The organism is Streptococcus australis, from assembly GCF_019930045.1.
Taxonomy (GTDB): domain Bacteria; phylum Bacillota; class Bacilli; order Lactobacillales; family Streptococcaceae; genus Streptococcus; species Streptococcus australis_D.
In genome coordinates, this window is sequence record NZ_JAHZQQ010000002.1 from 1 (window position 1) to 23,809 (window position 23,809).

20 protein-coding genes and 1 pseudogene are annotated in these 23,809 nt (G+C 43.0%); 17 read left to right on the forward strand and 4 right to left on the reverse strand.

What is annotated here, in order from left to right; all coding sequences use genetic code 11:
* Positions 1-218 precede the first annotated feature (218 nt).
* The 14 genes and pseudogenes from ccpA to ftsY all read left to right on the forward strand — a co-directional run bounded on the left by ccpA (position 219) and on the right by ftsY (position 17,167).
* Positions 219-1,223 carry a catabolite control protein A gene (gene ccpA, locus K1J10_RS00770; protein WP_117744504.1) on the forward strand — a complete coding sequence of 335 codons (1,005 nt, stop codon included), beginning with the start codon at positions 219-221 and terminating at the stop codon, positions 1,221-1,223.
* 95 nt (positions 1,224-1,318) lie between these two features.
* A complete protein-coding gene (locus tag K1J10_RS00775; protein ID WP_006597024.1) occupies positions 1,319-2,317 on the forward strand; it encodes a glycosyltransferase family 4 protein in 999 nt (332 codons plus the stop codon).
* A 1-nt stretch (position 2,318) separates the two neighbouring features.
* Entirely contained in the window at positions 2,319-3,641 is a 1,323-nt protein-coding gene (locus tag K1J10_RS00780; protein ID WP_223355561.1) for a glycosyltransferase family 4 protein, read from the forward strand.
* A 165-nt stretch (positions 3,642-3,806) separates the two neighbouring features.
* Positions 3,807-3,991, forward strand: a pseudogene (locus K1J10_RS10790) (hypothetical protein).
* Between the two features lie 33 nt (positions 3,992-4,024).
* Positions 4,025-5,968 (forward strand): threonine--tRNA ligase, encoded by a 1,944-nt coding sequence (thrS, locus tag K1J10_RS00785; RefSeq protein ID WP_223355562.1) that lies wholly within the window; start codon positions 4,025-4,027, stop codon positions 5,966-5,968.
* A 230-nt stretch (positions 5,969-6,198) separates the two neighbouring features.
* Positions 6,199-6,900: a response regulator YycF gene (yycF, locus tag K1J10_RS00790; RefSeq protein WP_048689541.1), complete on the forward strand. Its 702-nt coding sequence runs from the start codon at positions 6,199-6,201 to the stop codon at positions 6,898-6,900.
* Positions 6,893-8,239 (forward strand): cell wall metabolism sensor histidine kinase VicK, encoded by a 1,347-nt coding sequence (gene vicK / locus K1J10_RS00795; RefSeq protein ID WP_223355563.1) that lies wholly within the window; start codon positions 6,893-6,895, stop codon positions 8,237-8,239. Before yycF ends, vicK begins: the two co-directional genes overlap by 8 nt.
* An 8-nt stretch (positions 8,240-8,247) precedes the next feature.
* Positions 8,248-9,057, forward strand: a complete 810-nt coding sequence (locus K1J10_RS00800; RefSeq protein ID WP_223355564.1) for an MBL fold metallo-hydrolase — start codon at positions 8,248-8,250, stop codon at positions 9,055-9,057.
* A gap of 85 nt (positions 9,058-9,142) precedes the next feature.
* Positions 9,143-9,505: a YbaN family protein gene (locus K1J10_RS00805; protein WP_023023915.1), complete on the forward strand. Its 363-nt coding sequence runs from the start codon at positions 9,143-9,145 to the stop codon at positions 9,503-9,505.
* 158 nt (positions 9,506-9,663) lie between these two features.
* Positions 9,664-10,365, forward strand: coding sequence for a ribonuclease III (gene rnc, locus K1J10_RS00810; RefSeq protein WP_223355607.1), 702 nt, complete (start codon positions 9,664-9,666; stop codon positions 10,363-10,365).
* Positions 10,356-13,901 carry a chromosome segregation protein SMC gene (smc, locus tag K1J10_RS00815; RefSeq protein ID WP_223355565.1) on the forward strand — a complete coding sequence of 1,182 codons (3,546 nt, stop codon included), beginning with the start codon at positions 10,356-10,358 and terminating at the stop codon, positions 13,899-13,901. The genes rnc and smc overlap by 10 nt, the downstream gene beginning before the upstream one ends.
* Entirely contained in the window at positions 13,891-14,688 is a 798-nt protein-coding gene (locus tag K1J10_RS00820) for a Cof-type HAD-IIB family hydrolase (protein ID WP_223355566.1), read from the forward strand. The genes smc and K1J10_RS00820 overlap by 11 nt, the downstream gene beginning before the upstream one ends.
* Positions 14,685-15,506 (forward strand): Cof-type HAD-IIB family hydrolase, encoded by an 822-nt coding sequence (locus K1J10_RS00825; protein ID WP_223355567.1) that lies wholly within the window; start codon positions 14,685-14,687, stop codon positions 15,504-15,506. Before K1J10_RS00820 ends, K1J10_RS00825 begins: the two co-directional genes overlap by 4 nt.
* Positions 15,506-17,167: a signal recognition particle-docking protein FtsY gene (gene ftsY, locus K1J10_RS00830; RefSeq protein WP_223355568.1), complete on the forward strand. Its 1,662-nt coding sequence runs from the start codon at positions 15,506-15,508 to the stop codon at positions 17,165-17,167. The genes K1J10_RS00825 and ftsY overlap by 1 nt, the downstream gene beginning before the upstream one ends.
* Positions 17,168-17,231: 64 nt before the next feature.
* On the opposite strand, the gene zwf is transcribed toward ftsY, so the two are convergent.
* From zwf to K1J10_RS00850, 4 genes are all read right to left on the reverse strand, one after another.
* The gene (gene zwf, locus K1J10_RS00835) at positions 17,232-18,698 is read right to left on the reverse strand and encodes a glucose-6-phosphate dehydrogenase (RefSeq protein WP_223355569.1); all 1,467 of its coding nucleotides are present in this window, start codon (positions 18,696-18,698) and stop codon (positions 17,232-17,234) included.
* Positions 18,699-18,862: 164 nt separating this feature from the next.
* Complete coding sequence (locus K1J10_RS00840; protein ID WP_223355570.1) at positions 18,863-19,678, reverse strand: TIGR03943 family putative permease subunit; 816 nt, start codon at positions 19,676-19,678, stop codon at positions 18,863-18,865.
* Positions 19,675-20,580, reverse strand: coding sequence for a permease (locus K1J10_RS00845; RefSeq protein ID WP_223355571.1), 906 nt, complete (start codon positions 20,578-20,580; stop codon positions 19,675-19,677). Before K1J10_RS00845 ends, K1J10_RS00840 begins: the two co-directional genes overlap by 4 nt.
* Positions 20,577-20,723, reverse strand: coding sequence for an SPJ_0845 family protein (locus K1J10_RS00850; RefSeq protein WP_223355572.1), 147 nt, complete (start codon positions 20,721-20,723; stop codon positions 20,577-20,579). Before K1J10_RS00850 ends, K1J10_RS00845 begins: the two co-directional genes overlap by 4 nt.
* A 119-nt stretch (positions 20,724-20,842) precedes the next feature.
* Between K1J10_RS00850 and K1J10_RS00855 the strand changes: the two genes are divergently transcribed.
* The 3 genes from K1J10_RS00855 to K1J10_RS00865 are packed head-to-tail and all read left to right on the forward strand — an operon-like array spanning position 20,843 to position 23,744.
* Positions 20,843-22,969, forward strand: coding sequence for a Tex family protein (locus K1J10_RS00855; RefSeq protein ID WP_223355573.1), 2,127 nt, complete (start codon positions 20,843-20,845; stop codon positions 22,967-22,969).
* The gene (locus tag K1J10_RS00860; RefSeq protein WP_223355574.1) at positions 22,956-23,408 is read left to right on the forward strand and encodes a SprT family protein; all 453 of its coding nucleotides are present in this window, start codon (positions 22,956-22,958) and stop codon (positions 23,406-23,408) included. The genes K1J10_RS00855 and K1J10_RS00860 overlap by 14 nt, the downstream gene beginning before the upstream one ends.
* Before the next feature lie 60 nt (positions 23,409-23,468).
* Positions 23,469-23,744 (forward strand): PspC domain-containing protein, encoded by a 276-nt coding sequence (locus K1J10_RS00865; RefSeq protein WP_048689503.1) that lies wholly within the window; start codon positions 23,469-23,471, stop codon positions 23,742-23,744.
* Positions 23,745-23,809: the final 65 nt, after the last annotated feature.

Sequence of the window (23,809 nt, forward strand, 5' to 3'; positions counted from 1 at the left end):
TTTATGCTGTTTTTCGCAATTCTAGTATATCAGATGAACGTGTCTTTTGTGTTGCACTTCATTTTACAACAGGGCTTGATAATATTTTGTCAGATTTTTCCTAAAAAATCAAGAGTTTGCAAAAAGATGTTAAAATGCTTGAAAGTGTTTACAAAAAGTGATAAAATGGTTGTTATAGAAGACTGAAAGCGAAATTTTCAATAAAGAAAGGAAGTATTATGAACACAGACGATACTGTAACCATTTACGACGTTGCCCGAGAAGCGGGTGTCTCAATGGCGACTGTTAGCCGTGTCGTGAACGGAAATAAGAACGTTAAGGAAAATACTCGTAAAAAAGTATTGGAAGTCATTGAACGTTTGGACTATCGTCCGAATGCAGTAGCTCGTGGGCTTGCGAGTAAGAAAACCACAACAGTAGGTGTTGTAATTCCAAATATTACCAATAGTTATTTCTCTACTCTGGCAAAGGGGATCGATGATATTGCGGAAATGTACAAGTACAACATCGTCCTTGCCAACAGCGATGAAGACGATGATAAAGAAGTTTCTGTTGTCAATACTCTTTTCTCAAAACAGGTCGATGGGATTATCTTCATGGGCTACCACTTGACAGAAAAGATTCGTTCTGAATTCTCTCGTTCTCGGACGCCGGTAGTCCTTGCTGGGACAGTCGATGTCGAACATCAATTACCTAGTGTCAATATCGATTACAAGCAAGCGACAGTAGATGCGGTTACACTATTGGCTAAACGAAATAAAAAGATCGCTTTTGTAAGCGGACCATTAGTGGACGATATCAACGGAAAAATTCGCCTGGCTGGATACAAAGATGCTTTAAAAGCAAAGAAATTGTCTTACAGTGAAGGTTTGGTCTTTGAGTCCAAATACCGCTATGAAGAAGGCTATAATTTGGCTGAACGCATTATTGCATCGAAAGCAACTGCGGCCTTTGTAACTGGGGATGAATTGGCAGCAGGTTTGCTCAATGGTCTAGCTGATCAAGGTGTGAAAGTACCGGAAGATTTTGAGTTGATTACTAGTGATGATTCACAAATTACACGCTACACTCGTCCAAACCTATCAACTGTAGGTCAACCACTTTATGACTTGGGAGCTATCAGTATGCGGATGTTGACCAAAATTATGCATAAGGAAGAATTGGAAGAAAGAGAAGTTCTTCTTGCCCATACTATCAATCATCGTGGGACTACGAAGAAGTAAAAACCAAAGGAAGCCAAGGCTTCCTTTTTTCTTGTCTCTGTATGAATCTCCGGTAAAACTTGAAGGGGTCTACTAAATCAGGTATAATAGAGGGTATGAAAGTTTTACTGTATCTAGAAGGAAAATCTGTTTTACAAAAATCGGGGATTGGTCGTGCCCTCCAACACCAGATGCATGCCTTGGATTTGGCTGGAATCCCCTACACTACAGATATTTTAGGAGACTACGATGTCGTTCATATTAATACCTATGGTCCTCGGAGTTTATTGCTGTTACATGCTGCTAAACGTCGGGGTAAAAAGGTCATTATGCATGGACATTCCACACGGGAAGATTTCCAAAATTCATTTATCGGGTCCAATTTGTTTGCTCCCTTATTTGGCAAATATTTGGCTCATATGTATAAAAAAGCCGATTTTATTATTACCCCTTCAGAGTATTCGAAACAGCTGATTCAGTCCTATGGGGTCAAGACTCCAATTGTCGCTGTTTCCAATGGGATTGATTTGTCTAAATATAAAAAAGATCCCAAAAAAGAAGAGGTTTTTCGGAAGCACTTTAATATCCAAGAAGGAGAGAAAGTCGTTCTATGTGCGGGTCTCTACTTTAGACGAAAAGGGATTGAAGACTTTGTAGAGGTGGCTCGTCGGATGCCAGATGTCCGCTTTATTTGGTTGGGGTCGATAAATAAATGGTTGATCCCTCGGGCTATTCGTCGTCTGGTCGAAAAAGATCATCCGAGCAACGTGGAATTCCCTGGCTATTTTAAGGGAGCTGTATTCCAAGGGGCAATGACAGGTGCGGATGCCTTCTTCTTCCCGTCTTATGAGGAAACGGAAGGGATTGTTGTCCTAGAGGCCTTAGCGGGTCACCAGCATGTTGTCCTCCGGGATATTCCAGTTTATCATGGTTGGGTGGACCAAGAGTCAGCAGAATTGTGTCATTCAGTGGATGAGTTTGTGGACTCTCTTGAAAAAGTCTTGTCTGGTCAAGTAGACAAGCGAGATGCGGGAGACCGGGTCGCTCAAAGTCGCTCAATTGATTTGGTAGCCGATCAACTAGTGAAAGCCTATCAGCAAGTATTGGAGATGTAATATGCGTATTGGATTATTTACAGATACTTATTTTCCGCAGGTATCGGGGGTTGCGACCAGTATTCGAACCCTTAAAACAGAATTGGAAAAGTTGGGACATACTGTTTTTATCTTTACGACGACGGATAAGGATGTCAACCGCTATGAGGACTGGCAAATTATCCGCATTCCAAGTATCCCTTTCTTTGCTTTTAAGGATCGGCGGATTGCTTATCGTGGCTTTACCAAGGCTTTGGCCATTGCCAAACAATACAAGCTGGATATGATCCATACACAGACGGAGTTTTCTTTAGGACTACTTGGGGTATGGATTGCTAAGGAGCTTCGGATTCCAGTGATTCATACCTATCATACCCAGTATGAAGATTATGTGCGTTATATTGCCAAGGGGATGGTTATCCGACCAAGTATGGTCAAGTACATTGTCCGTGGTTATATGAATGACTTGGATGGAGTCATCTGCCCGAGTGAGATTGTCTATGACCTCCTTCTGAAATATAAGGTCAAGGCTGAAAAACGGATTATTCCGACAGGAATTGAGCTGGCGAAGTTTGAACGCCCTGAAATCACACAAGTGGAAACGCAAGCCCTTCATGAAAAATTAGGCATTCAAGAGGGTGAAATCATGCTCTTGAGCTTGTCACGGGTTTCTTACGAGAAAAATATCCAAGCCGTTATTGCGGCCTTGCCTAAAGTGCTAGAAGAAAATGCGCATATTAAATTGATTGTGGCTGGAGATGGGCCTTACCTGGATGATTTAAAAAAACAAGCGGCCAAGCTTGGTGTATCAGATGCGGTGGTCTTCACAGGAATGATTCCACCAAATGAAACAGCTCTTTACTATAAGGCGGCAGATTTCTTCATTTCAGCTTCGACTAGTGAGACGCAAGGCTTGACCTATTTAGAGAGTATTGCTAGTGGGACACCCCTAATTGCTCAGAGTAATCCTTACTTAGATAATGTGATCAATGATCGGATGTTCGGAATCTTGTATGACCAGGAAGAAGATTTGGCAGCAGCTATTTTAGAAGCGACCTTAGCCACACCAGAAAAGGATGAGGCTAAGTGGGAGGAGAAGCTGTATGAAATTTCTTCGACAAACTTTGGGCGCAGGGTCTATGAATTCTATCTGGATGCCATTATTTCGAAAGATTTTTATAATGAACGTCATCCTGAGGAAAGCCGTACCAAACGGGTAACCAAGTCTATTGTGAAAATTCCACAAAAGGTCATTGCTATGCCAGTAAATGGGTCTGTGAGAATCATGAAAGGCTCCTTTAAACAGGTGAAAAAGATACGCAACATTACCAAGTTATTGGATTAGAGTTCATCTCAGAAGCTAGGGGTCCTAAAGAAAGGCTTCTGGCATAGTGGATAGGAAGCTTTTTCCTCTTGCAAAATATTTCAATCGTGCTATAATACTAGTCAGAGACATATCAAATCTAGGAAATCTGAAAGAGAGCGCGTGGGGCTGGAAATCGCGTAGAGGATAGGTTTGGGACTACTCGAGATACTTTTATGCAAACATAAAACGGTGGCCACGTTAGAGCCAATCAGAGGTGTTCCTCTTTTTTGAGGAACATAAATGAAGGTGGAACCACGTTGCGACGTCCTTTCGAGGAGGTCGCTTTTTTGTTTCTTTTGATGAAGAAATCAAAAAGAGTTTCACTATAACTAAGATATTTAAAAATTTATAAGGAGAAGATTATGATTAAGATTACTTTCCCAGATGGCGCTGTTCGTGAATTCGAATCTGGCGTTACAACTTTTGAAATTGCTCAATCTATCAGCAATTCCCTAGCTAAAAAAGCTCTTGCTGGTAAATTCAACGGCAAATTGATTGATACCACTCGTGCTATCACCGAAGACGGGAGCATCGAAATTGTGACACCTGATCACGAAGACGCCCTTCCAATCTTGCGTCACTCAGCGGCTCACTTGTTTGCCCAAGCAGCTCGTCGCCTCTTCCCAGATATCCACTTGGGTGTCGGTCCAGCTATCGAAGATGGTTTCTACTACGATACTGACAATGAAGCTGGTCAAATCTCTAACGAAGACCTTCCACGTATCGAAGAAGAAATGCAAAAAATCGTTAAGGAAAACTTCCCATCTATCCGTGAAGAAGTGACTAAAGACGAGGCGCGTGAAATCTTCAAAAACGATCCATACAAATTGGAGTTGATTGAAGAGCACTCAGAAGACGAAGGTGGCTTGACCATCTACCGTCAAGGTGAGTATGTGGACCTTTGCCGTGGCCCACACGTCCCATCAACCGGTCGCATCCAAATCTTCCACCTTCTCAATGTAGCTGGTGCTTACTGGCGTGGCAATAGCGACAATGCCATGATGCAACGTATCTACGGTACAGCTTGGTTTGACAAGAAAGACTTGAAGAACTACCTTCAAATGCGTGAAGAAGCCAAAGAACGTGACCACCGTAAACTTGGTAAAGAATTGGATCTCTTCATGATTTCTCAAGAAGTTGGTCAAGGTCTTCCATTCTGGTTGCCAAATGGGGCGACTATCCGTCGTGAATTGGAACGCTACATCGTCGACAAAGAGTTGGCTTCTGGCTACCAACACGTTTATACTCCACCACTTGCTTCTGTAGAACTTTACAAGACTTCTGGTCACTGGGAACACTACCGTGAAGATATGTTCCCACCAATGGATATGGGAGACGGGGAAGAATTCGTTCTTCGTCCAATGAACTGCCCACACCACATTCAAGTCTTCAAACACCATGTTCACTCATACCGTGAATTGCCAATCCGTATCGCTGAAATCGGTATGATGCACCGCTATGAAAAATCTGGTGCTCTGACTGGTCTTCAACGGGTGCGTGAAATGTCACTCAACGACGGTCACCTCTTTGTGACTCCAGAACAAATCCAAGAGGAATTCCAACGTGCCCTTCAATTAATCATCGATGTCTACGAAGACTTCAACTTGAATGAGTATCGTTTCCGTCTCTCTCTCCGTGACCCTCAAGATACTCACAAGTACTTCGATAACGATGAGATGTGGGAAAATGCTCAAACTATGCTTCGAGCTGCGCTTGATGAAATGGGCGTGGACTACTTTGAAGCTGAAGGGGAAGCTGCCTTCTACGGACCAAAATTGGATATCCAGGTGAAGACTGCCCTTGGTAAAGAAGAAACCCTTTCTACCATCCAGCTTGACTTCTTGCTTCCAGAACGCTTTGACCTTAAATATATCGGAGCTGATGGTGAAGAGCACCGTCCAGTCATGATCCACCGTGGTGTTATCTCAACCATGGAACGCTTCACAGCTATCTTGATTGAAAACTACAAGGGGGCCTTCCCAACATGGCTGGCCCCACACCAAGTAACTCTTATCCCAGTTTCGAACGAGAAACATGTGGACTACGCTTGGGAAGTAGCGAAGAAACTTCGTGACCGTGGTGTCCGTGCCGATGTGGATGAACGCAATGAAAAAATGCAGTTCAAGATCCGTGCTTCTCAAACTCAAAAAATTCCTTACCAATTAATCGTTGGTGACAAGGAAATGGAAGAGAAGGCGGTAAATGTTCGCCGCTATGGTCAAAAAGAAACAGAAACCATGCCGGTAGATGCATTTGTAGAATTGATCCTTGCAGATATTGCAAATAAATCTCGTGTAGCAAACTAACAGATAGAAAAGCTAGGCTTTAAACCTAGCTTTTTTTGTGGATTGAAAATAATTATTCAAGCGCTGTTTTAGTGACCCCTATGTTGTGATAATTATTTTTTCCATTGCATAACCTTTTTCTTTCTCTTTCTTTACAAATCAAAGTATAACTCCCATTTTTCAAAGAAATTTGCTATAATGAAAGGACAGAGATTTGAAGAAGCAAAGAAAAAATAGAAGTAGGTACATGTATGAAGAAAATTCTTGTTGTAGATGATGAAAAGCCGATTTCGGATATTATAAAATTCAATATGGCCAAAGAAGGCTATGAAGTCTTGACTGCCTTCGATGGGAAAGAAGCACTGGCTGTTTTCGAAGCTGAGAACCCAGATATTTTGATTTTGGACCTCATGCTTCCTGAAATTGACGGCTTGGAAGTGGCGCGTACCATTCGAAAGACTAGTAATGTGCCGATTATTGTCTTATCTGCTAAGGATACAGAATTTGATAAGGTCATCGGTCTTGAAATTGGGGCGGATGACTATGTGACCAAGCCATTCTCAAATCGTGAGCTGCAAGCGCGTGTCAAAGCCCTGTTGCGTCGGACAGAATTAACGGTAGAATCACAAACAGAGTCTACATCAGATTCAGAGATTGTGATTGGTGATTTGAAAATCATTCCGGATGCCTTCCTTGCTCAGAAAAAAGGCAAAGAGCTTGAGTTGACCCATCGCGAATTTGAGTTGCTCTATCACTTGGCGACCCATGTAGGCCAAGTCATGACTCGTGAGCATTTACTGGAAACAGTCTGGGGCTACGATTATTTTGGTGATGTTCGGACAGTGGACGTAACGATTCGACGTTTGCGTGAAAAAATCGAAGATATTCCAGGTCGTCCGGAGTATATTTTAACGCGCCGTGGCGTCGGTTACTATATGAGAAACAATGATTAATCACATCAAAGAAGTCATGACCTCTTATAATTTTGTTTTTATTTTAATCACTCTTGGATTCATTTTCGTGGTAGCCTTGCTGATCCTAGAAAATCGTCGGGATAACATGAAGCTACGCTTGTTGAATGATAAGATTAAGAGTTTGATTGCTGGAGAATATTCCGATATCATTGATTTACAAGGGGGTCCTGAATTAACAGAGATTTCCAACAGTATCAATGATTTATCTGAAGTGATTCGTTTGACGCATGAAAATCTGGAACAAGAAACCAAGCGCTTGACCAGTATTCTTTCCTATATGACAGATGGGGTCTTAGCGACCAATCGTCGGGGACAGATTATCCTGGTCAATGAAATGGCTGCCAAACAGCTTAATGTCGTGGTCGAAGAGGTCATGAATATCAGTATTCTAGATCTGCTTGGCATTAGTGAAGAGTATGAACTGCGTGACTTGATTACCAATGTTCCAGAATTGACTATCGATTCGCAGGATGAAAATGGGGAGTACATCTCTTTACGGGTTCGCTTCGCTTTGATTCGGAGAGAGTCTGGTTTCATTTCGGGTTTGGTAGCCGTCTTGCATGACACAACCGAACAGGACAAGGAAGAGCGGGAACGTCGTTTATTCGTATCCAACGTTAGTCATGAACTCCGAACACCACTGACCAGTGTTAAATCTTACCTGGAAGCCTTGGATGACGGAGCCATTTCGGAGCCAGTTGCACCGGAATTTGTCAAAGTATCTTTGACAGAGACCAACCGGATGATGCGGATGGTGACGGATCTATTGAGTCTTTCACGGATTGATAATGGAACCAGTCAATTGGATGTTGAGTTGACCAACTTTACAGCCTTTATCACCTTCATTTTGAACCGCTTTGATAAGATGAAGAACCAGGCTGGTGAGAAGAAATATGATATTGTTCGTGATTATCCAATTTCGCCTGTCTGGGTTGAAATTGATACAGACAAGATGACACAGGTCTTAGACAATATCTTAAATAATGCTATCAAATATTCCCCAGATGGTGGGGAAATTCGTGTGGGAATGAAAACGACAGATGCCCAGTTGATTATCTCGATTTCAGATGAGGGCTTAGGGATTCCTAAAAAGGATCTCCCACGAATTTTTGACCGCTTTTATCGCGTGGATAAGGCACGTAGTCGCGCCCAAGGTGGGACTGGTTTAGGACTGGCCATTGCCAAGGAAATTATCAAGCAACACAAAGGATTTATCTGGGCCAAGAGTGAATATGGAAAAGGTTCTACTTTCACGATTGTCCTACCATATGACAAAGATGCTATCCTGGATGATGGATGGGATAATGAGGATGAATAAGAAAACTAATGGATGAAAAAGGGTTTAAGTATAGTATTTTAGCTTCAGGATCGAGTGGTAATTCGTTTTACTTAGAGACTCCTAAGAAGAAAATTCTAGTAGATGCAGGCTTGTCCGGGAAGAAAATTACAGGTTTGCTTGCAGAGATTGATCGCAAACCCGAAGATCTTGATGCTATTTTAATCACACATGAACATTCGGATCACATTCATGGCGTTGGTGTGCTAGCTCGTAAATACGGGATGGACCTATACGCCAATGAAGCTACCTGGAAGGCCATGGAAGAAAGCAAGTACCTTGGGAAGGTCGACGACTCCCAGAAACATCTTTTTGAAATGGGCAAGACCTTAACCTTCGGGGATTTGGATGTGGAAAGTTTTGGTGTTAGCCATGATGCTGCGGCTCCCCAGTTCTATCGTTTCATGAAGGATGGAAAGAGCTTTGTCATGCTGACGGATACAGGCTATGTCAGTGATCGGATGGCGGGGATTGTTGAAAATGCAGATGGCTATTTGATCGAGTCCAACCACGATGTGGAAATCCTACGAGCTGGCTCTTATGCTTGGCGATTAAAGCAACGGATCTTATCCGATTTGGGCCACCTCTCTAATGAAGATGGCGCAGATGCTATGATTCGGACCCTAGGCAATAAGACCAAAAAGATTTATCTGGGCCACTTATCCAAGGAAAACAATATCAAGGAATTGGCCCATATGACCATGGTTAATCAACTGGCTCGAGCAGATCTAGCAGTGGGGCACGATTTTGACGTCTTGGATACATCTCCAGATACAGCGACTCCATTAGTAGATATCTAGATGATTAAAAAAGGAGATGAGCTCATCTCCTTTTTAGGTCAGTAGTGTAGGCTTGAAATGAGTGAAAAGGATAGGAGCAGTTAGTTTGAAATATGTGTATATAACAGTAGGGTTTATTTCCTTAGGATTAGGGATTATTGGGATTCCATTACCTATTTTACCAACGACCCCGTTTCTTTTATTAGCTATGGCTTGTTTTGCCAAGAGCTCTCAACGCTTTGAAAAATGGTTGCATGGGACCAAGTTGTACCAAACTTATGTAGCGGATTATCGGGAAACCAAGTCGATCTCAAAAAAGCGGAAAAAAAGAATTATTCTACAAATTTATCTTTTGATGGGGATTTCCATTTACCTGGCTCCACTCTGGTTTGTGAAATTGGGTCTAGTGGGATTAACTATTTTTATAAGCTATTATTTGTTCAAAGTGATTCCGGATAAAGAAGAATGATATAAGGAAAGAATAGGTCCTAAATCCTATCGTGAAAACAAGGGAAAGGAGTGCGATACGCACTCTTTTTTGGTATAATAGAGGGGTGTATCTTTTGGACAGAATAGGTTACAGGATTCGATCCAGATGCATAAATGAAGAAAGAAAGTAGTAACGTGATGCAAGCCTTATATAACCTCCTTGCTAAGAAATTTCGTCTGACTTTTGACGATACAGAATTGTTGGAAACAGCTTTTACACATACCTCATATGCGAATGAGCATCGCCTCTTAAAAATTTCACATAATGAACGTTTGGAATTTTTAGGAGACGCTGTTCTCCAGTTAGTGATTTCCGAATATTTATTTGCCCTCTACCCAAGTAAGCCAGAGGGTGATTTGTCAAAAATGCGTTCCATGATTGTTCGTGAGGAAAGCCTGGCAGGTTTTTCACGTGATTGTGGTTTCGATCAATTTATCAAACTTGGCAAGGGAGAGGAAAAATCTGGTGGACGGAACCGCGACACCATCTTAGGAGATTTGTTTGAAGCTTTTTTAGGAGCCTTGCTCTTGGATAAGGGTGTGGAGACTGTTCGGGATTTCATTCAGCAAGTCATGATTCCTAAAGTCGAGGCAGGTCAATTTGAGCAAGTGATTGACTATAAGACGCGCTTGCAAGAAATTCTTCAAATCCATGGGGATGTCTTGATTACCTATGAGGTGACGAGTGAGTCAGGACCAGCTCATGCCAAAGAATTTGAAGTGCAAGTGTCTGTCAATGGGAAAATAATCGGTCAAGGACGCGGCCGGTCTAAAAAGGCTGCAGAGCAAGAAGCAGCAAAAAAAGCAGTGGAAAATAAGGTGGATCCCTCATGTATTTAAAGGAAATTGAGATTCAAGGATTTAAGTCTTTTGCAGATAAGACCCGAGTTATCTTTGACCAAGGGGTCACCGCAGTGGTTGGCCCTAATGGATCTGGAAAATCAAATATTACAGAAAGTCTGCGCTGGGCCTTAGGGGAATCGAGTGTCAAGAGCCTACGTGGTGGCAAGATGCCGGACGTGATTTTTGCAGGGACTGAAACTAGGAAACCCTTGAACTACGCCTGCGTAACGGTAGTACTGGATAACCGGGACGCTTTTATCAAACATGCTGCTAAGGAAATCCGAGTGGAGCGTCATATTTATCGCTCGGGTGATAGTGAGTACAAGATTGATGGTAAGAAAGTTCGTTTGAGAGATGTCCATGATCTCTTTATGGATACTGGACTTGGTAGAGATTCTTTCTCTATTATTTCCCAAGGGAAGGTTGAAGAAATCTTCAACTCCAAACCAGAAGAGAGACGGGCTATTTTTGAGGAAGCCGCTGGGGTTCTTAAATTTAAAACGCGTCGCAAGGAAACAGAATCTAAGTTGGTTCAGACCCAGGATAATTTGGACCGTCTGGAAGACATTATTTTTGAGTTAGAGGGGCAAATCAAACCTCTTGAGAAGCAAGCCCTTGTGGCCAAACGTTTCTTAGAATTGGATCAACAACGCCAAGTTCTTTATTTGGATGTTTTGATTGCACAAATTGAAGTCAATAAAAAAGACTATGATCAAGCTGTCCAGGAAGAAGCCTCCATTCAAGAGCAATTAAAGGCTTATTACCAGAAAAGAGAAGAGTATGAGGCGGAAAGTCTCCGATTGAAACAGAGTCGCCAGACCCTTCAACACCAATTGTCAGATGATCAAGCTAGCCTCTTGGAATTGACTCGTCTCTTAAGTGATTTGGAGAAACAAATCGAATTGGCACGCTTGGAGTCGCAACAGGTCGCTCGAAGTCGTCAGGAAAATCAAGAGCGGGTCAATAGTCTGGAAGAGCGTCTACAAGTTCTTCGGACCCAGTTGGAAGAAAAACAAGCTAATACAAAGAGTCTTCAAGAAGAACTACAAAAGAGCCAAGTAGCTCTGGAAGGTTTGGAGAAAGAGTTGGCCAGCTTCTCAGAAGATCCAGATCAGGTGATCGATTATTTACGTGAAAAATACGTGGCCTTGATGCAGGATGAAGCGGAGCGATCAAACGAATTAACAACCATTGAAAATCAATTGGAAGCCTCAGCTCAATTGTCACAAAGTAAAAAGGAAGATTACCAAAATCAAATCCAAATGGTGACAGAATTGCAGGAAAAAGAGCAGGTTGCTCAAGAAGCTTATCAAGGAGCTCAAGAGCATCTGAAACACTTGCTTGAGACCTATCAATCAGAGGCAAAACGGTTTGAGGAAGCTCACCAAGCTTATCAAGAAGCGCAAGCCAAGATGTTTGATTTACTGGATCAAAGCAAGGAAAAACAGGCTCGCATTAACAGTTTAGAGGCGATTCAAAAAAATCATAGTAATTTTTATGCGGGCGTAAAGAGTGTCTTGCAAGAAGCGTCTCGCTTAGGTGGAATCGTGGGAGCTGTCAGTGAAAAACTTTCCTTCTCACCAGAGTATCAGACTGCCTTAGAGATTGCTCTAGGAGCTAGCAGTCAGCATATTATCGTAGAAGACGAAGGAGCAGCAACACGGGCAATCGAACATCTGAAGAAGAATCGCTCGGGTCGGGCAACCTTCCTTCCATTGACAACCATTAAACCACGCTACCTTGCAGGAAAGAATCAAGAACTGATTGAAGCCTGTCCAGGATTCCTAGGGATGGCTAGCAGTTTGGTGGACTATGATCCTTCCCTCGAGTCGATTTTCCAAAACCTTTTAGGTGTCACAGCTATTTTTGATACGATTGAGCACGCCAAGGCGGCTGCTCGCAAGGTTGCCTACCAAGTTCGTATCGTGACGCTGGATGGAACTGAACTGCGCACAGGTGGTTCCTATGCAGGGGGTGCAAATCGAAGCAATAATTCGATTTTTATTAAGCCAGAACTGGATCGCTTGCACCAAGAATTGGCCTCTCTTCAGAAGAATTTGCGAGAAGTAGAAGGGCAGGTTCAAGAGCAACAGGACCAAGTGACCCAATCACAAGAAACACTAGAATCTTTGAAAGGCCAAGGAGAAGGGGCGCGACTAGAAGAGCAACGACTTCAATTGGCTTTTGAGCAAGCTCACCAGCAACTCTTGGATGCCCAAGAACTGTTAGAACTTATCCGTACAGAGCTGGATGAAGGTAGCGACCAGGAGCTCCTCCAAAAACGGGATCACTTGCAAGCGCGACTGAAAGAAATTGAGGCGGAAAAAGAGCAAGTCACTGCTGAGATTGAAGAAGTCAAGCTCAATAAAGATGTCGTTGTTGAGAAAATTGAAAATTTACGAGCAGCCATTGCCAAGCTCCAATTACAGAAAACAGAGTTGAAGAGTCGATTGACCTATGACCAGACAGATGCCGAACGCTTGCAGCAAGAGTTGGCTTCTACTGAACGGGAAATCCAAGCTCTCCAATATGCGATTGAGCAGGGAGAAGATCGACATGAGCAAATTGATGTTTCTGTCCTTGAAAAACAACTGCAAGCAACCCTTCAAGAGAAAACCGCTCTGGAGCAAGCTGTGATTCGTAAGCAATTTGAATTAGAGGATTTGGAAGGCCAGTCTGAAGATGTAGCGGGTCATATGGAACAAGCCCGTCGTCAAAATGAGGAGTGGATTCGCCTACAGGCCAAAGCAGAATCCAATCGTGATCGCTTGGCAGATAAGCTAAATAAACTGATGTTAGCTCTGACCGATGAATTCAAGATGAGTTTTGAAGAGGCATCTAATCAGGCCAACGAACTAGAAAATCTAGCCCAGTCTGAGCAAGTCTTAAAAGACTTGGAGAAAGCGATTAAAGCCTTAGGACCTGTCAATATTGATGCTATCGAACAATACGATGAGGTCAAGACTCGGTTTGATTTCCTTTCCGGTCAACGAGAAGATGTCTTGGCAGCGAAGAATCTTCTTCTTGAAACCATTAATGATATGAATGATGAGGTGAAAGAACGCTTTAAGTCTACGTTTGAAGCAATTCGTGAATCCTTCCGAATCACCTTTAAACAGATGTTTGGGGGAGGATCAGCAGATCTCATCTTGACGGATGGGGATCTCTTGTCAGCTGGGGTCGAGATTTCTGTTCAACCGCCTGGTAAGAAAATTCAATCCTTGAATTTGATGAGTGGTGGGGAGAAAGCTTTGTCAGCATTGGCGCTGCTTTTCTCAATCATTCGTGTCAAGACTATTCCATTTGTCATCTTGGATGAGGTAGAAGCGGCTCTAGACGAGGCCAATGTTAAACGTTTTGGGGATTACCTCAATCGTTTTGATAAGGAAAGTCAGTTTATTGTGGTTACCCACCGTAAGGGAACCATGGCGGCAGCAGATTCCATCTATGGAGTGACCATGCAAGAATCTGGAGTCTCTAAGATTGTATCTGTGAAGCTGAAAGATATAGAAGGAATGGATAATGGAAATTAAAATAGTCGCAACAGACATGGATGGGACCTTTTTGGATGAAAATCATCAATTTGATCAAGCTTTATTCCTAAAGGTATTAAAGAAGTTTCAAGGAAAAGGGATCTACTTTGCGGCAGCAAGTGGTCGGTCTCTCCTCTCTTTGAAGACAATCTTTAAAGAGGTTCAGGATCAGATTATTTTTATAGCTGAAAACGGCAGTGTTGTTGAGTTTCATGGTGAAGATGTCTATGAAGCGACCATGAGTCCTGAATTTTACCAAGCCATGTTTGCCAAGTTACAAGAAAGTCCTTATTTCGATAAAAATAAGTGCTTGTTAACGGGAAAACGCGGGAGCTATGTTTTAAAGACCGTTGATCCAGACTATCTAGCTGCTTCGCAAAACTACAATGAAAATATTCAAATGGTGTCTGATTTTTCAGAAATTGATGATCTTGTCTTTAAGATGACCACCAATTTTGACCAAGAAGTATTAGCGGAAGGGGAAGCCTGGGTTACCCAAAATGTTGAGGGTGTTAAGGCCATGACGACGGGTTATGAGTGCATTGATATTGTCTTGGATTATGTGGACAAGGGAGTCGCCATCCAAGCCCTAATGGATCAGCTAGGCATTAGTCGAGATCAAGTCCTAGCTTTTGGGGATAATCTCAATGATCTTCATATGATGCAGGTTGTTGGCCATCCAATTGCACCAGAAAATGCCCGTCCAGAGATTTTGGAATTGGCTGAAACCGTATTGCCCCACCATTCGACAGGATCGGTCCTTCGCTATATGGAGGAAGAATTATGAGTCAGATTAAGGTTATCGCACTAGACTTGGACGGTACTCTCTTAAACTCAGAGAAGAAAATCTCCCCTCGGAATTTAGCTGCCATTCGTGCAGCTCAAGAAAAAGGGGTCAAGGTAGTTTTGACGACGGGTCGTCCCCTCAAGGCTATGGATTTTCTGCTTCAAGAGATTGGGACTGTCGGCTTGTCAGATGAATACACCATTACTTTTAATGGTGGCTTGGTACAAAAGAATACAGGGGAGATCATTGCGAAGACAGTTTTCTCTCGAGATGATGTCGTCCGCATTTATGAGGAGACAGAGGCCCTTGGTTTGCCCCTAGATGCCATCAGCGAAGGGGATGTTTATACACTGGTATCTGATCAAGAATCTCTTTACCCTCTCTATAACCCTTACTTGAATTTTATTCCCGTTTCTATTGAAGATTTGTCCAGTCAGATTTCCTACAATAAGTGTGTGACGGCCTTTCAACAGGACTATTTGGATGGCGCTATTCCAAAGATTTCTCCTGAATTAAGGGAGCGTTTTGAGATTTTTAAATCCAGAGACATGCTCTTGGAATGGTGCCCCAAAGGCGTTCAAAAGGATCGAGGCTTGGAAGCTTTGGTGGAGTATTTAGGAATCGATGCTAGCCAAGTCATGGCGTGTGGAGATGAAGCCAACGATGCCAGCATGTTAAAATGGGCAGGACTAGGAATCGCTATGGCCAATGCGGTGGATGAGGTGAAAGAGATTGCCACACTAGTCTCGGACTACACCAATGATGAAGCTGCAGTCGGAAGAGCGATTGAAGAATATGTATTGAAGGAGGGTCAATAATGGGATTATTTGACCGACTATTTGGAAGAAAAGAAGAAACAAAACCAAAAGCCCAAGAACTTACAGAAGAGATTGGGGGAAGCGAGAAAGAAGCAAGTTCGCCAGCTGAGCCGATATCACAAAAGGCTTCACAAAGTGATGAAGCTAAGATCTCGGCAATGGAAGCCTACTATGCGGAATTGAAAGAGCGGATGGCTACCGAATCAGCGCAGGAGTCGACAGCATCCATTGAAGAAGAAGTTCCTTCAGAAGAGCCTGTAAATCAGGAAACAGCTATCGAGGAAGAGGGCTCTTCTCAACTAGAGCAAGCTACCTCTCCTGAGGAAGTAACCGAACCTGCTCCTGTTCCTGAAGAACAGACTATAGAAGTAGAAACGTTACAAGAAGAGAGTCTTGATGAAGAGCCTCTGAATTCTTCATCAGATCTTGTCCAAGAAGTCCTTGAAGAAGAAGTTCTTGTAAAAAATGAAACAGAAGATGAGACTTCAATTCTTTCCAAAGAACCCGAGGAAGTAATTGAAGAAGCAACTACTGAAAGTTCAGAAGAAGATACAGGAGAGTTTGAAGAAGACACTCCAGTAGAAGAAACAACTAGCGAATCTGAAGATACAGAAGAGCTTGAAGCAGAATTCCCAGTAGAGGAAGCTGCTAGCGAACTTGAAATTTCAGAAGAGGTTGAAGAAGAGACTGAAGTAGAAGAAACGACAAGTGAGCCAGAGCTTGCTCAACCAACAGAAACGGCTCAAGAAAAATACAATCGAAGCTTGAAGAAAACTCGGACCGGCTTTGGTGCTGCGCTTAATGCATTTTTTGCTAACTTCCGTTCTGTCGATGAAGAATTCTTTGAAGACTTAGAAGAACTCTTGATCATGAGTGACGTCGGAGTTCAAGTCGCTTCGAATCTGACGGAAGAGCTCCGCTATGAAGCACGCTTGGAAAATGCCAAGAAGCCGGATGCCTTGCGTCGCGTGATTATTGAAAAATTGGTGGATCTCTATGAAAAAGATGGCCAATACAATGAGCAAATCAACTTTAAGGACGGCTTGACCGTCATGCTCTTCGTCGGAGTGAATGGCGTTGGGAAAACCACTTCTATCGGAAAACTGGCTCATAAGTACAAGAAGGAAGGGAAAAAAGTGATGCTAGTCGCAGCAGATACCTTCCGGGCAGGAGCTGTTGCTCAATTGGCTGAATGGGGACGCCGTGTGGATGTGCCCGTTGTCACAGGTCCTGAAAAATCAGATCCTGCAAGTGTGGTCTTTGATGGGATGGAACGAGCAGTGGCAGAGCAAGTCGATGTTTTGATGATTGATACGGCTGGTCGCCTTCAGAATAAAGACAATCTGATGGCTGAATTAGAAAAAATCGGTCGCATTATCAAGCGCGTGGATCCTACAGCCCCTCATGAAACCTTCTTGGCCTTGGATGCGTCTACAGGACAAAATGCCCTGGTCCAAGCCAAGGAATTCTCTAAGATCACGCCGATTACTGGAATCGTCCTTACTAAGATTGATGGAACAGCTCGAGGAGGAGTGGTTCTTGCCATTCGAGAAGAATTGGATATCCCAGTGAAATTAATCGGTTTTGGTGAAAAAATCGATGATATCGGTGAGTTTAACTCTGAAAACTTTATGCGTGGTTTGTTAGAAGGCTTGATATAAACAAAAAAACTCATCTCAAGAAAGAGATGAGTTTTTAAGTTGCACTTTTAGTCAGTCGGACAATTTATTCTTCAATTGCTGGTTGCCAGACCCATTCCGCATTGTAATCCTTCAAGAGGTCAAAGGAAGCTTGAGGTCCCATGGTTCCAGATTTATATTCATGAAGAGGGACTTGATTTTCAGCCCACATGTGTTCGATTCGGTCAATTAACTGCCAAGAGGCTCTAACTTCGTTCCAATGACTAAAGTTGGTTGAGTCATTGTTCAAGACATCATAAATCAACTTTTCGTAAGGCTCTGGAGATGCACCGGTTGCGGTAGCTTCTGTTACATAGTCGAAGGAAATGGGAGCAATCTGGAACTGCTCGCCAACTTCTTTTCCGTTGACACTGAGAGAGAAACCTTCATTTGGTTGAATGTAGATGGTGAGCACATTTGGTGCAATTTCTTGACCAAAAATAGAGTCCATTTGTTTGAAGACGACATTGACATGGGTACCCTTCTTGGTCAGACGTTTTCCTGTACGGAAGAAGAAAGGTACTCCACGGAAGCGATCGCTGTCCACAAAGAAGGCTCCAGAGGCAAAGGTCTCGGTCATGGATTCAGGGTTGACATTTGGTTCACTACGGTAAGAGATGTCCTTTTTCCCTTGAATTTTTCCAGAACGGTATTGACCTCGGATAAATAGTTTCTTTAATTCTTCATCAGATGGGTTGACCAATTGTTCAAAGACTTTCACCTTCTCTTTACGGATATCTTCCTTGGTGAAGGAGGCTGGTTTATCCATAGCTAAGAGAGAAAGCAGTTGAAGGGTATGGTTTTGGACCATGTCGCGGAGGGCACCAGATTCATCATAGTAGCCACCACGTTCTTCGACTCCTAGTCGTTCTGCAAAAGTGATTTGAACATTGTCGATATAGTCACGGTTCCAGATGTTTTCAAAGATTAGGTTGGCAAAGCGGAGGGCAAAGATGGACTGGATCATTTCTTTACCAAGATAATGGTCGATCCGGAAAATTTGCTCTTCCTCAAAGGTTTCTTCCAATTCTTTGTTGAGCTGACTAGCTGTTTCCAAATCCGTTCCAAATGGTTTTTCAACGATCAAACGCTCAAAGCCTTTTCCATCCACAATGCCTTCAGATTTCAAATGTTTGGCAATCGTACCAAAGAATTGAGGTGCCATGGATAGGAAGAAGAGTTTATTGTGGTCAGCTTGGTAGGTATCGTTGAGCTGATTTTGAAGTTCACGAAGCTTGATGTAGTGCTCCGTGTCATTGACATCGTGGCTTTGGTAGTAAAAATGGCTGGCAAATTCTTGCGCCTGTTCAGGACTGTCTGCTAAATCCGAAATGGATTCAACGACAACGGATTCAAAGTATTCTTTGCTCCAAGGTCGACGAGCAGTTCCAATCACTGCAAAATGCTCGGAAAGATTTCCAGCTTTATAGAGTCTAAAAAGGGAAGGGTAGAGTTTGCGTTGAGCTAAATCTCCACTGGCCCCGAAAATGGTTACAATTACTTTTGAAGACATGTTCATACCTATTTTCTAACTTGATAAACCATATTCTACCATAAAATTCAGAAAATTTCTCTTTGAAAGTAAAAGTATTCGGACTTTAAAAGAGAATGAAAGTGGAAGAAGCCACTAAAAAAGGTTGGACCGAAAGGTCACAACCGAGAGATGTTTAATGTCCTTTAGAAGACCCGATAGACATAAGGATTCGTAGGTTTTTCTACTGAGTGGGCTTCCTTTATTTCTAAGATAGGAAGGGTTTGGCCAAGTTGTTTATGGTATTGGATCCTGAGAGTTCCAGTAGCCTGGACCCAGGTGTTATCGTCATAGGTTTGGGAGGCTCCTTTGGTTAACAAACCATAGACTCCTGAATCGGCGATACAGTGGATAATTCCAAAACGGAAGAGGAACTGACTGCCCGGATCCTGGGGATCCTTATAAATGAAGCCGGTTAAGGTAAAGGTTTTTCCAGCAAATTCATCTGGATAGTCGTAGATCACTTCCATGACTTCCATATAGTTTTCTGTCGTGATCTGGATATGATCTTGCTTGAGGTACTTCTTGGCTGCAGCCCTCATCTCAGATTCATAAGCAGACTTGGTAAAATAACTGCTAGTATCTGGCTTGAGGTATTGGTTGGTTGTCCCCTCATCATTTTGAATATCTTTGGAAGAGCCAGCCGCGATGGGAAAATGATAGCCCTTGGCTGAAACCGTTTGGGAATCCAAGGTCACTGTCGGGAAGCCAATCCCTACAATCAAGGGAATCAGGAGTAGAAGAATACTCATGACTTTGGCTTTTTTACTGGTGAGGTGACTATGAACGGGCAGATTCTTCATCCAAATATAGAGCTGAACGACAGCCAAGAGGAAGGAAAGAATCATAGAGATATAGGCTAAATAGGAATAATGCATATTAATGTATTGGTTGAGCTTACCAGATAGCTGCATATACATAGTAATTTCGAAATAGCCTGCTAAAATGAGAAATCGAATCATAGGACCACCCCCACAAACCAAGCATAAACCAATACAACGAGACTGACGATGCTAATGAATTGGACAATAAAGCGATTGGTCAGATAATTCTTCATCATCAAAAGGTTCTTGACGTCTAGCATAGGTCCGATAACCAGAAAGGCTAAAACGGGAGCTAAGCCAAAACTCGAGAGAAGGGAAGAGCCGATAAAGGCGTCCGCCTCACTACACAAGGAGAGGAGGAAGGAGAGAAGCATAAGGAGGAGTATGGCTAGGAGTGGCGTCGCTGAAATAGAAGTTAGCACGCGAGTTGGCACATAAACCTGAACCACACTGGCAAATAAACAACCGAAGACCAGATAGCGCCCAGTGTCGAAAAACTCGTCAATGGCCTGCACAAATATTTGGAAGAAGCGTTGGCCAGCAGATAGTTTTGAAAAGTCATGAAGATGGACTTCCTTGCGGTTGGCCCGTTGAATAGAAGCTGTTTGGAAAAATCCTAGGAAAATCCCCAGAACAGTCGCTACCAGGATAGAGCCGATTGCTCGTAAGAGAGCCATTTGAATAGAATTGCCAAAGGCAGAATAAGTGGCAAAGAGGACAATGGGGTTAATAACCGGGGCTGTCACTAGGAAGGGCACAGCTGTATAGCTAGGCACCTTCTTCTCTAAAAAGCGATTGATGATGGGGACGATACCACACTCACAGGAAGGGAAAATAAAGCCAATCAAGGTCCCAAATAGAATTCTCCCCCATTTATTTTTGGGAAGGGCTCGGTAGACTTTTTCAGGGGTGATGTAGACATCAATCGCCCCTGAAATGATACTTCCAATTAAAACAAAGGGAAGGGCTTCAATCATAATCGAAAGAAAAATCGCTCCAGCCTGAAGGACACTGGTTGGCAACTGTTGGAAGAAACTCATTTGTTAGAATCCTTCTGCTCTTTTTCCCCTGCTGTTTCATTCTTCTTGTCATCTGGTAAAGTGACTTGAGGGGGATCTGGTAAGACAGCAAATTCCTCAAAGAGTTTGTCTAAATCGTCTGTTTTTGAAAATTTAATCGCCATGATAGGCCTCCTTTTCTTTTTTTCTCATTATATCAAATTCTCAAAAAAGAGGGGAAAATCAAGTCCAAAAGTAAGATGAAAAAGCAGTATAGAAGGCCTTCTATGGTATAATAGAAGCTATGGAAAAATATGAAAAAATAGCCCAAGAATTGGGCGTCAGTCTCAAACAAATTGATACTGTTTTGACCTTGACAGCAGAGGGATCCACCATCCCCTTTATCGCTCGGTATCGAAAAGATGCTACAGGGAATTTAGATGAAGTAGCCATTAAAGCTATTATCGACATGGACAAGTCTTTAACAGCCTTAGCCGATCGGAAAGAAACTGTTCTCGCTAAGATTGAAGAGCTTGGGAAACTGACCCCAGCCTTAAAAGAAGCGATTGAGCAAGCTGAAAAATTGGCGGATGTGGAAGAATTGTATCTTCCCTATAAGGAAAAACGCCGGACCAAGGCAACCATTGCGCGTGAGGCAGGACTTTTTCCACTTGCTCGGATGATTCTGCAAGATCAAAAGGACTTGGAAACAGCAGCAGAAGAATTCTTATCAGAAGGATTTCCAACTGTAAAGGATGCAATCTCTGGAGCAATTGATATTTTGGTCGAAGCCATTGCAGAAGACCCACAATTGCGCAACCTTACCTATCAGGAGATTCGCAAACACTCTTTGATCACCTCTAGCTTGAAGGATGAAAGCAAAGACGAGAAGCAAGTCTTCCAAATCTATTATGATTTTTCTGAGAAGATTGCAAACATGCAGGGCTACCGAACCCTTGCCTTAAACCGTGGAGAGAAATTAGGGGTATTAAAGGTTGGATTTGAGCATCCTGTAGACCGTTTGATTCGTCACTTTGAAGCCCGATTTAAATCGAAGAATAGCTACATTGAAGAAGTCATTAATCAGGCTCTGAAAAAGAAAATGCTACCAGCAATGGAGCGTCGAATTCGGACAGAACTGACAGAAGTGGCAGAAGATGGAGCCATTCAGCTTTTCTCTGAAAATCTTCGTCACCTTTTGCTGATTGCTCCCCTCAAGGGGCGCGTGGTCTTGGGATTTGACCCAGCTTTTCGGACAGGAGCTAAATTAGCTGTTGTCGATCAGACAGGAAAGATGTTGACCACCCAGGTGATTTACCCTGTTGCGCCGGCTAAACCAGCACAAATTGAAGCGGCCAAAGAAGAACTGAAACGGCTGATTCGTCAATACGGCGTGGAAATCATTGCAATCGGGAACGGGACGGCTAGTCGAGAGAGCGAAGCCTTTGTTGCGGAAGTTCTCAAGGAAGTTCCAAATGTCAGCTATGTCATTGTGAACGAGAGCGGGGCATCTGTCTATTCAGCTAGTGAATTGGCTCGCCATGAGTTTCCAGAACTGACAGTTGAAAAGCGTTCAGCCATCTCCATTGCCCGTCGTTTGCAGGATCCACTGGCTGAGTTGGTTAAGATTGATCCAAAATCTATCGGAGTCGGCCAGTACCAGCATGATGTCAGCCAGAAGAAATTATCTGAAAGCCTTGATTTCGTAGTCGATACCGTGGTAAACCAAGTTGGTGTCAACATTAACACCGCTAGTCCAGCTCTCTTGTCTCACGTGGCTGGTCTCAATAAAACCATTTCTGAGAACATCGTGAAGTACCGGGAAGAAGAAGGCTTGATCACTTCTCGGGCACAGATTAAAAAGGTTCCTCGTCTAGGAGCCAAGGCTTTTGAACAAGCAGCTGGTTTCTTACGGATTCCAGAAAGTGAGAATTTCCTCGATCGGACAGGGGTCCATCCAGAAAGTTACCCTGCAGTGAAGAAGCTCTTTACCTTACTAGGGATTCGGGAAATGGATGAAGAGGCCCAAGCTAAATTGAAACAAATTGACACGGTTTCTATGGCCCAGGAACTTGAAATTGGCCCTGAAACCTTGAAAGATATTGTCGCAGATCTTCTCAAACCAGGTCGCGATTTACGTGATTCTTTTGATGCTCCTGTCCTTCGCCAGGATGTTCTTGATTTGAAAGACTTGAAGATTGGTCAAAAACTAGAAGGAGTTGTCCGCAATGTTGTTGACTTTGGAGCCTTTGTCGATATTGGGATTCATGAAGATGGTTTGATCCACATTTCACAGATGAGCCAGCAATTTATCAAGCATCCAAGTCAAGTTGTTTCAGTTGGTGACCTAGTGACCGTTTGGGTCTACAAGATCGATTTAGAACGGGAAAAAGTAAATCTTTCCCTCTTGGCACCACATGAATCTGACTAAATACGTTCAAGAAGTATCGCTGGAAGATTTTGGTCGCCCATTTCTTCACCAAGCTATCTGGAATCCTCGCTTGCGTTCGACCGGCGGTCGCTTCTTTCCTAAAGATGGCCATCTGGATTTCAATCCCAGAATTCTAGAGACATTTGGCTGGGAGATTTTTCGAAAGATTGTCCGCCATGAGTTGTGTCACTACCATCTCTACTATATGAAAAAGGGCTATCGCCATCAGGATCAAGATTTCAAGGCCTTACTCAAAAAGGTAGACGGCTTGCGGTATGCCCCTTCAGTTGATAAGGGAAACTATAAGATTTATGTTTGTACGAGCTGTGGGCAAGAATTCAGGAGAAAGCGGCAGATTGATCTGCAAAAGTACCGCTGTGGGCGGTGTCGAGGACTACTTAAGTATCAAGGAACAATTGATTCAGGAAATCGGCCTTGAGTCGGATGACAGTGACTTGATTTCGGGATATACTGTTCTAAAATAATAGGAGGTAGGCCCTTGAATCCAACTTTTTATAAATTACGTCGAGGCAGAATCGTTTTCGGAGTATTTGCTGGACTAGCGGATCGATTTGGGCTCGATGCAAACCTATTGCGTTTTCTCTTTGTGCTCTTTAGTATCTTTCATGCTTATGGGCTTGTAGGCTTGGCTATTTATTGCCTGTGTGCCTTCTCCTTGCCGTATAAAGAAGACCTTGAAAGAGAAAAGTATGGCCTCGGACCTCGCAAACGGAAGGATGCACAAGTAATCAAAGACGATGATCCATTCTTTTAAAGAATTTTCATGAATCGAATAAGAATGTGAGGCTGGGACAAAAGTCCTAGCCTCTCAATTGTCTT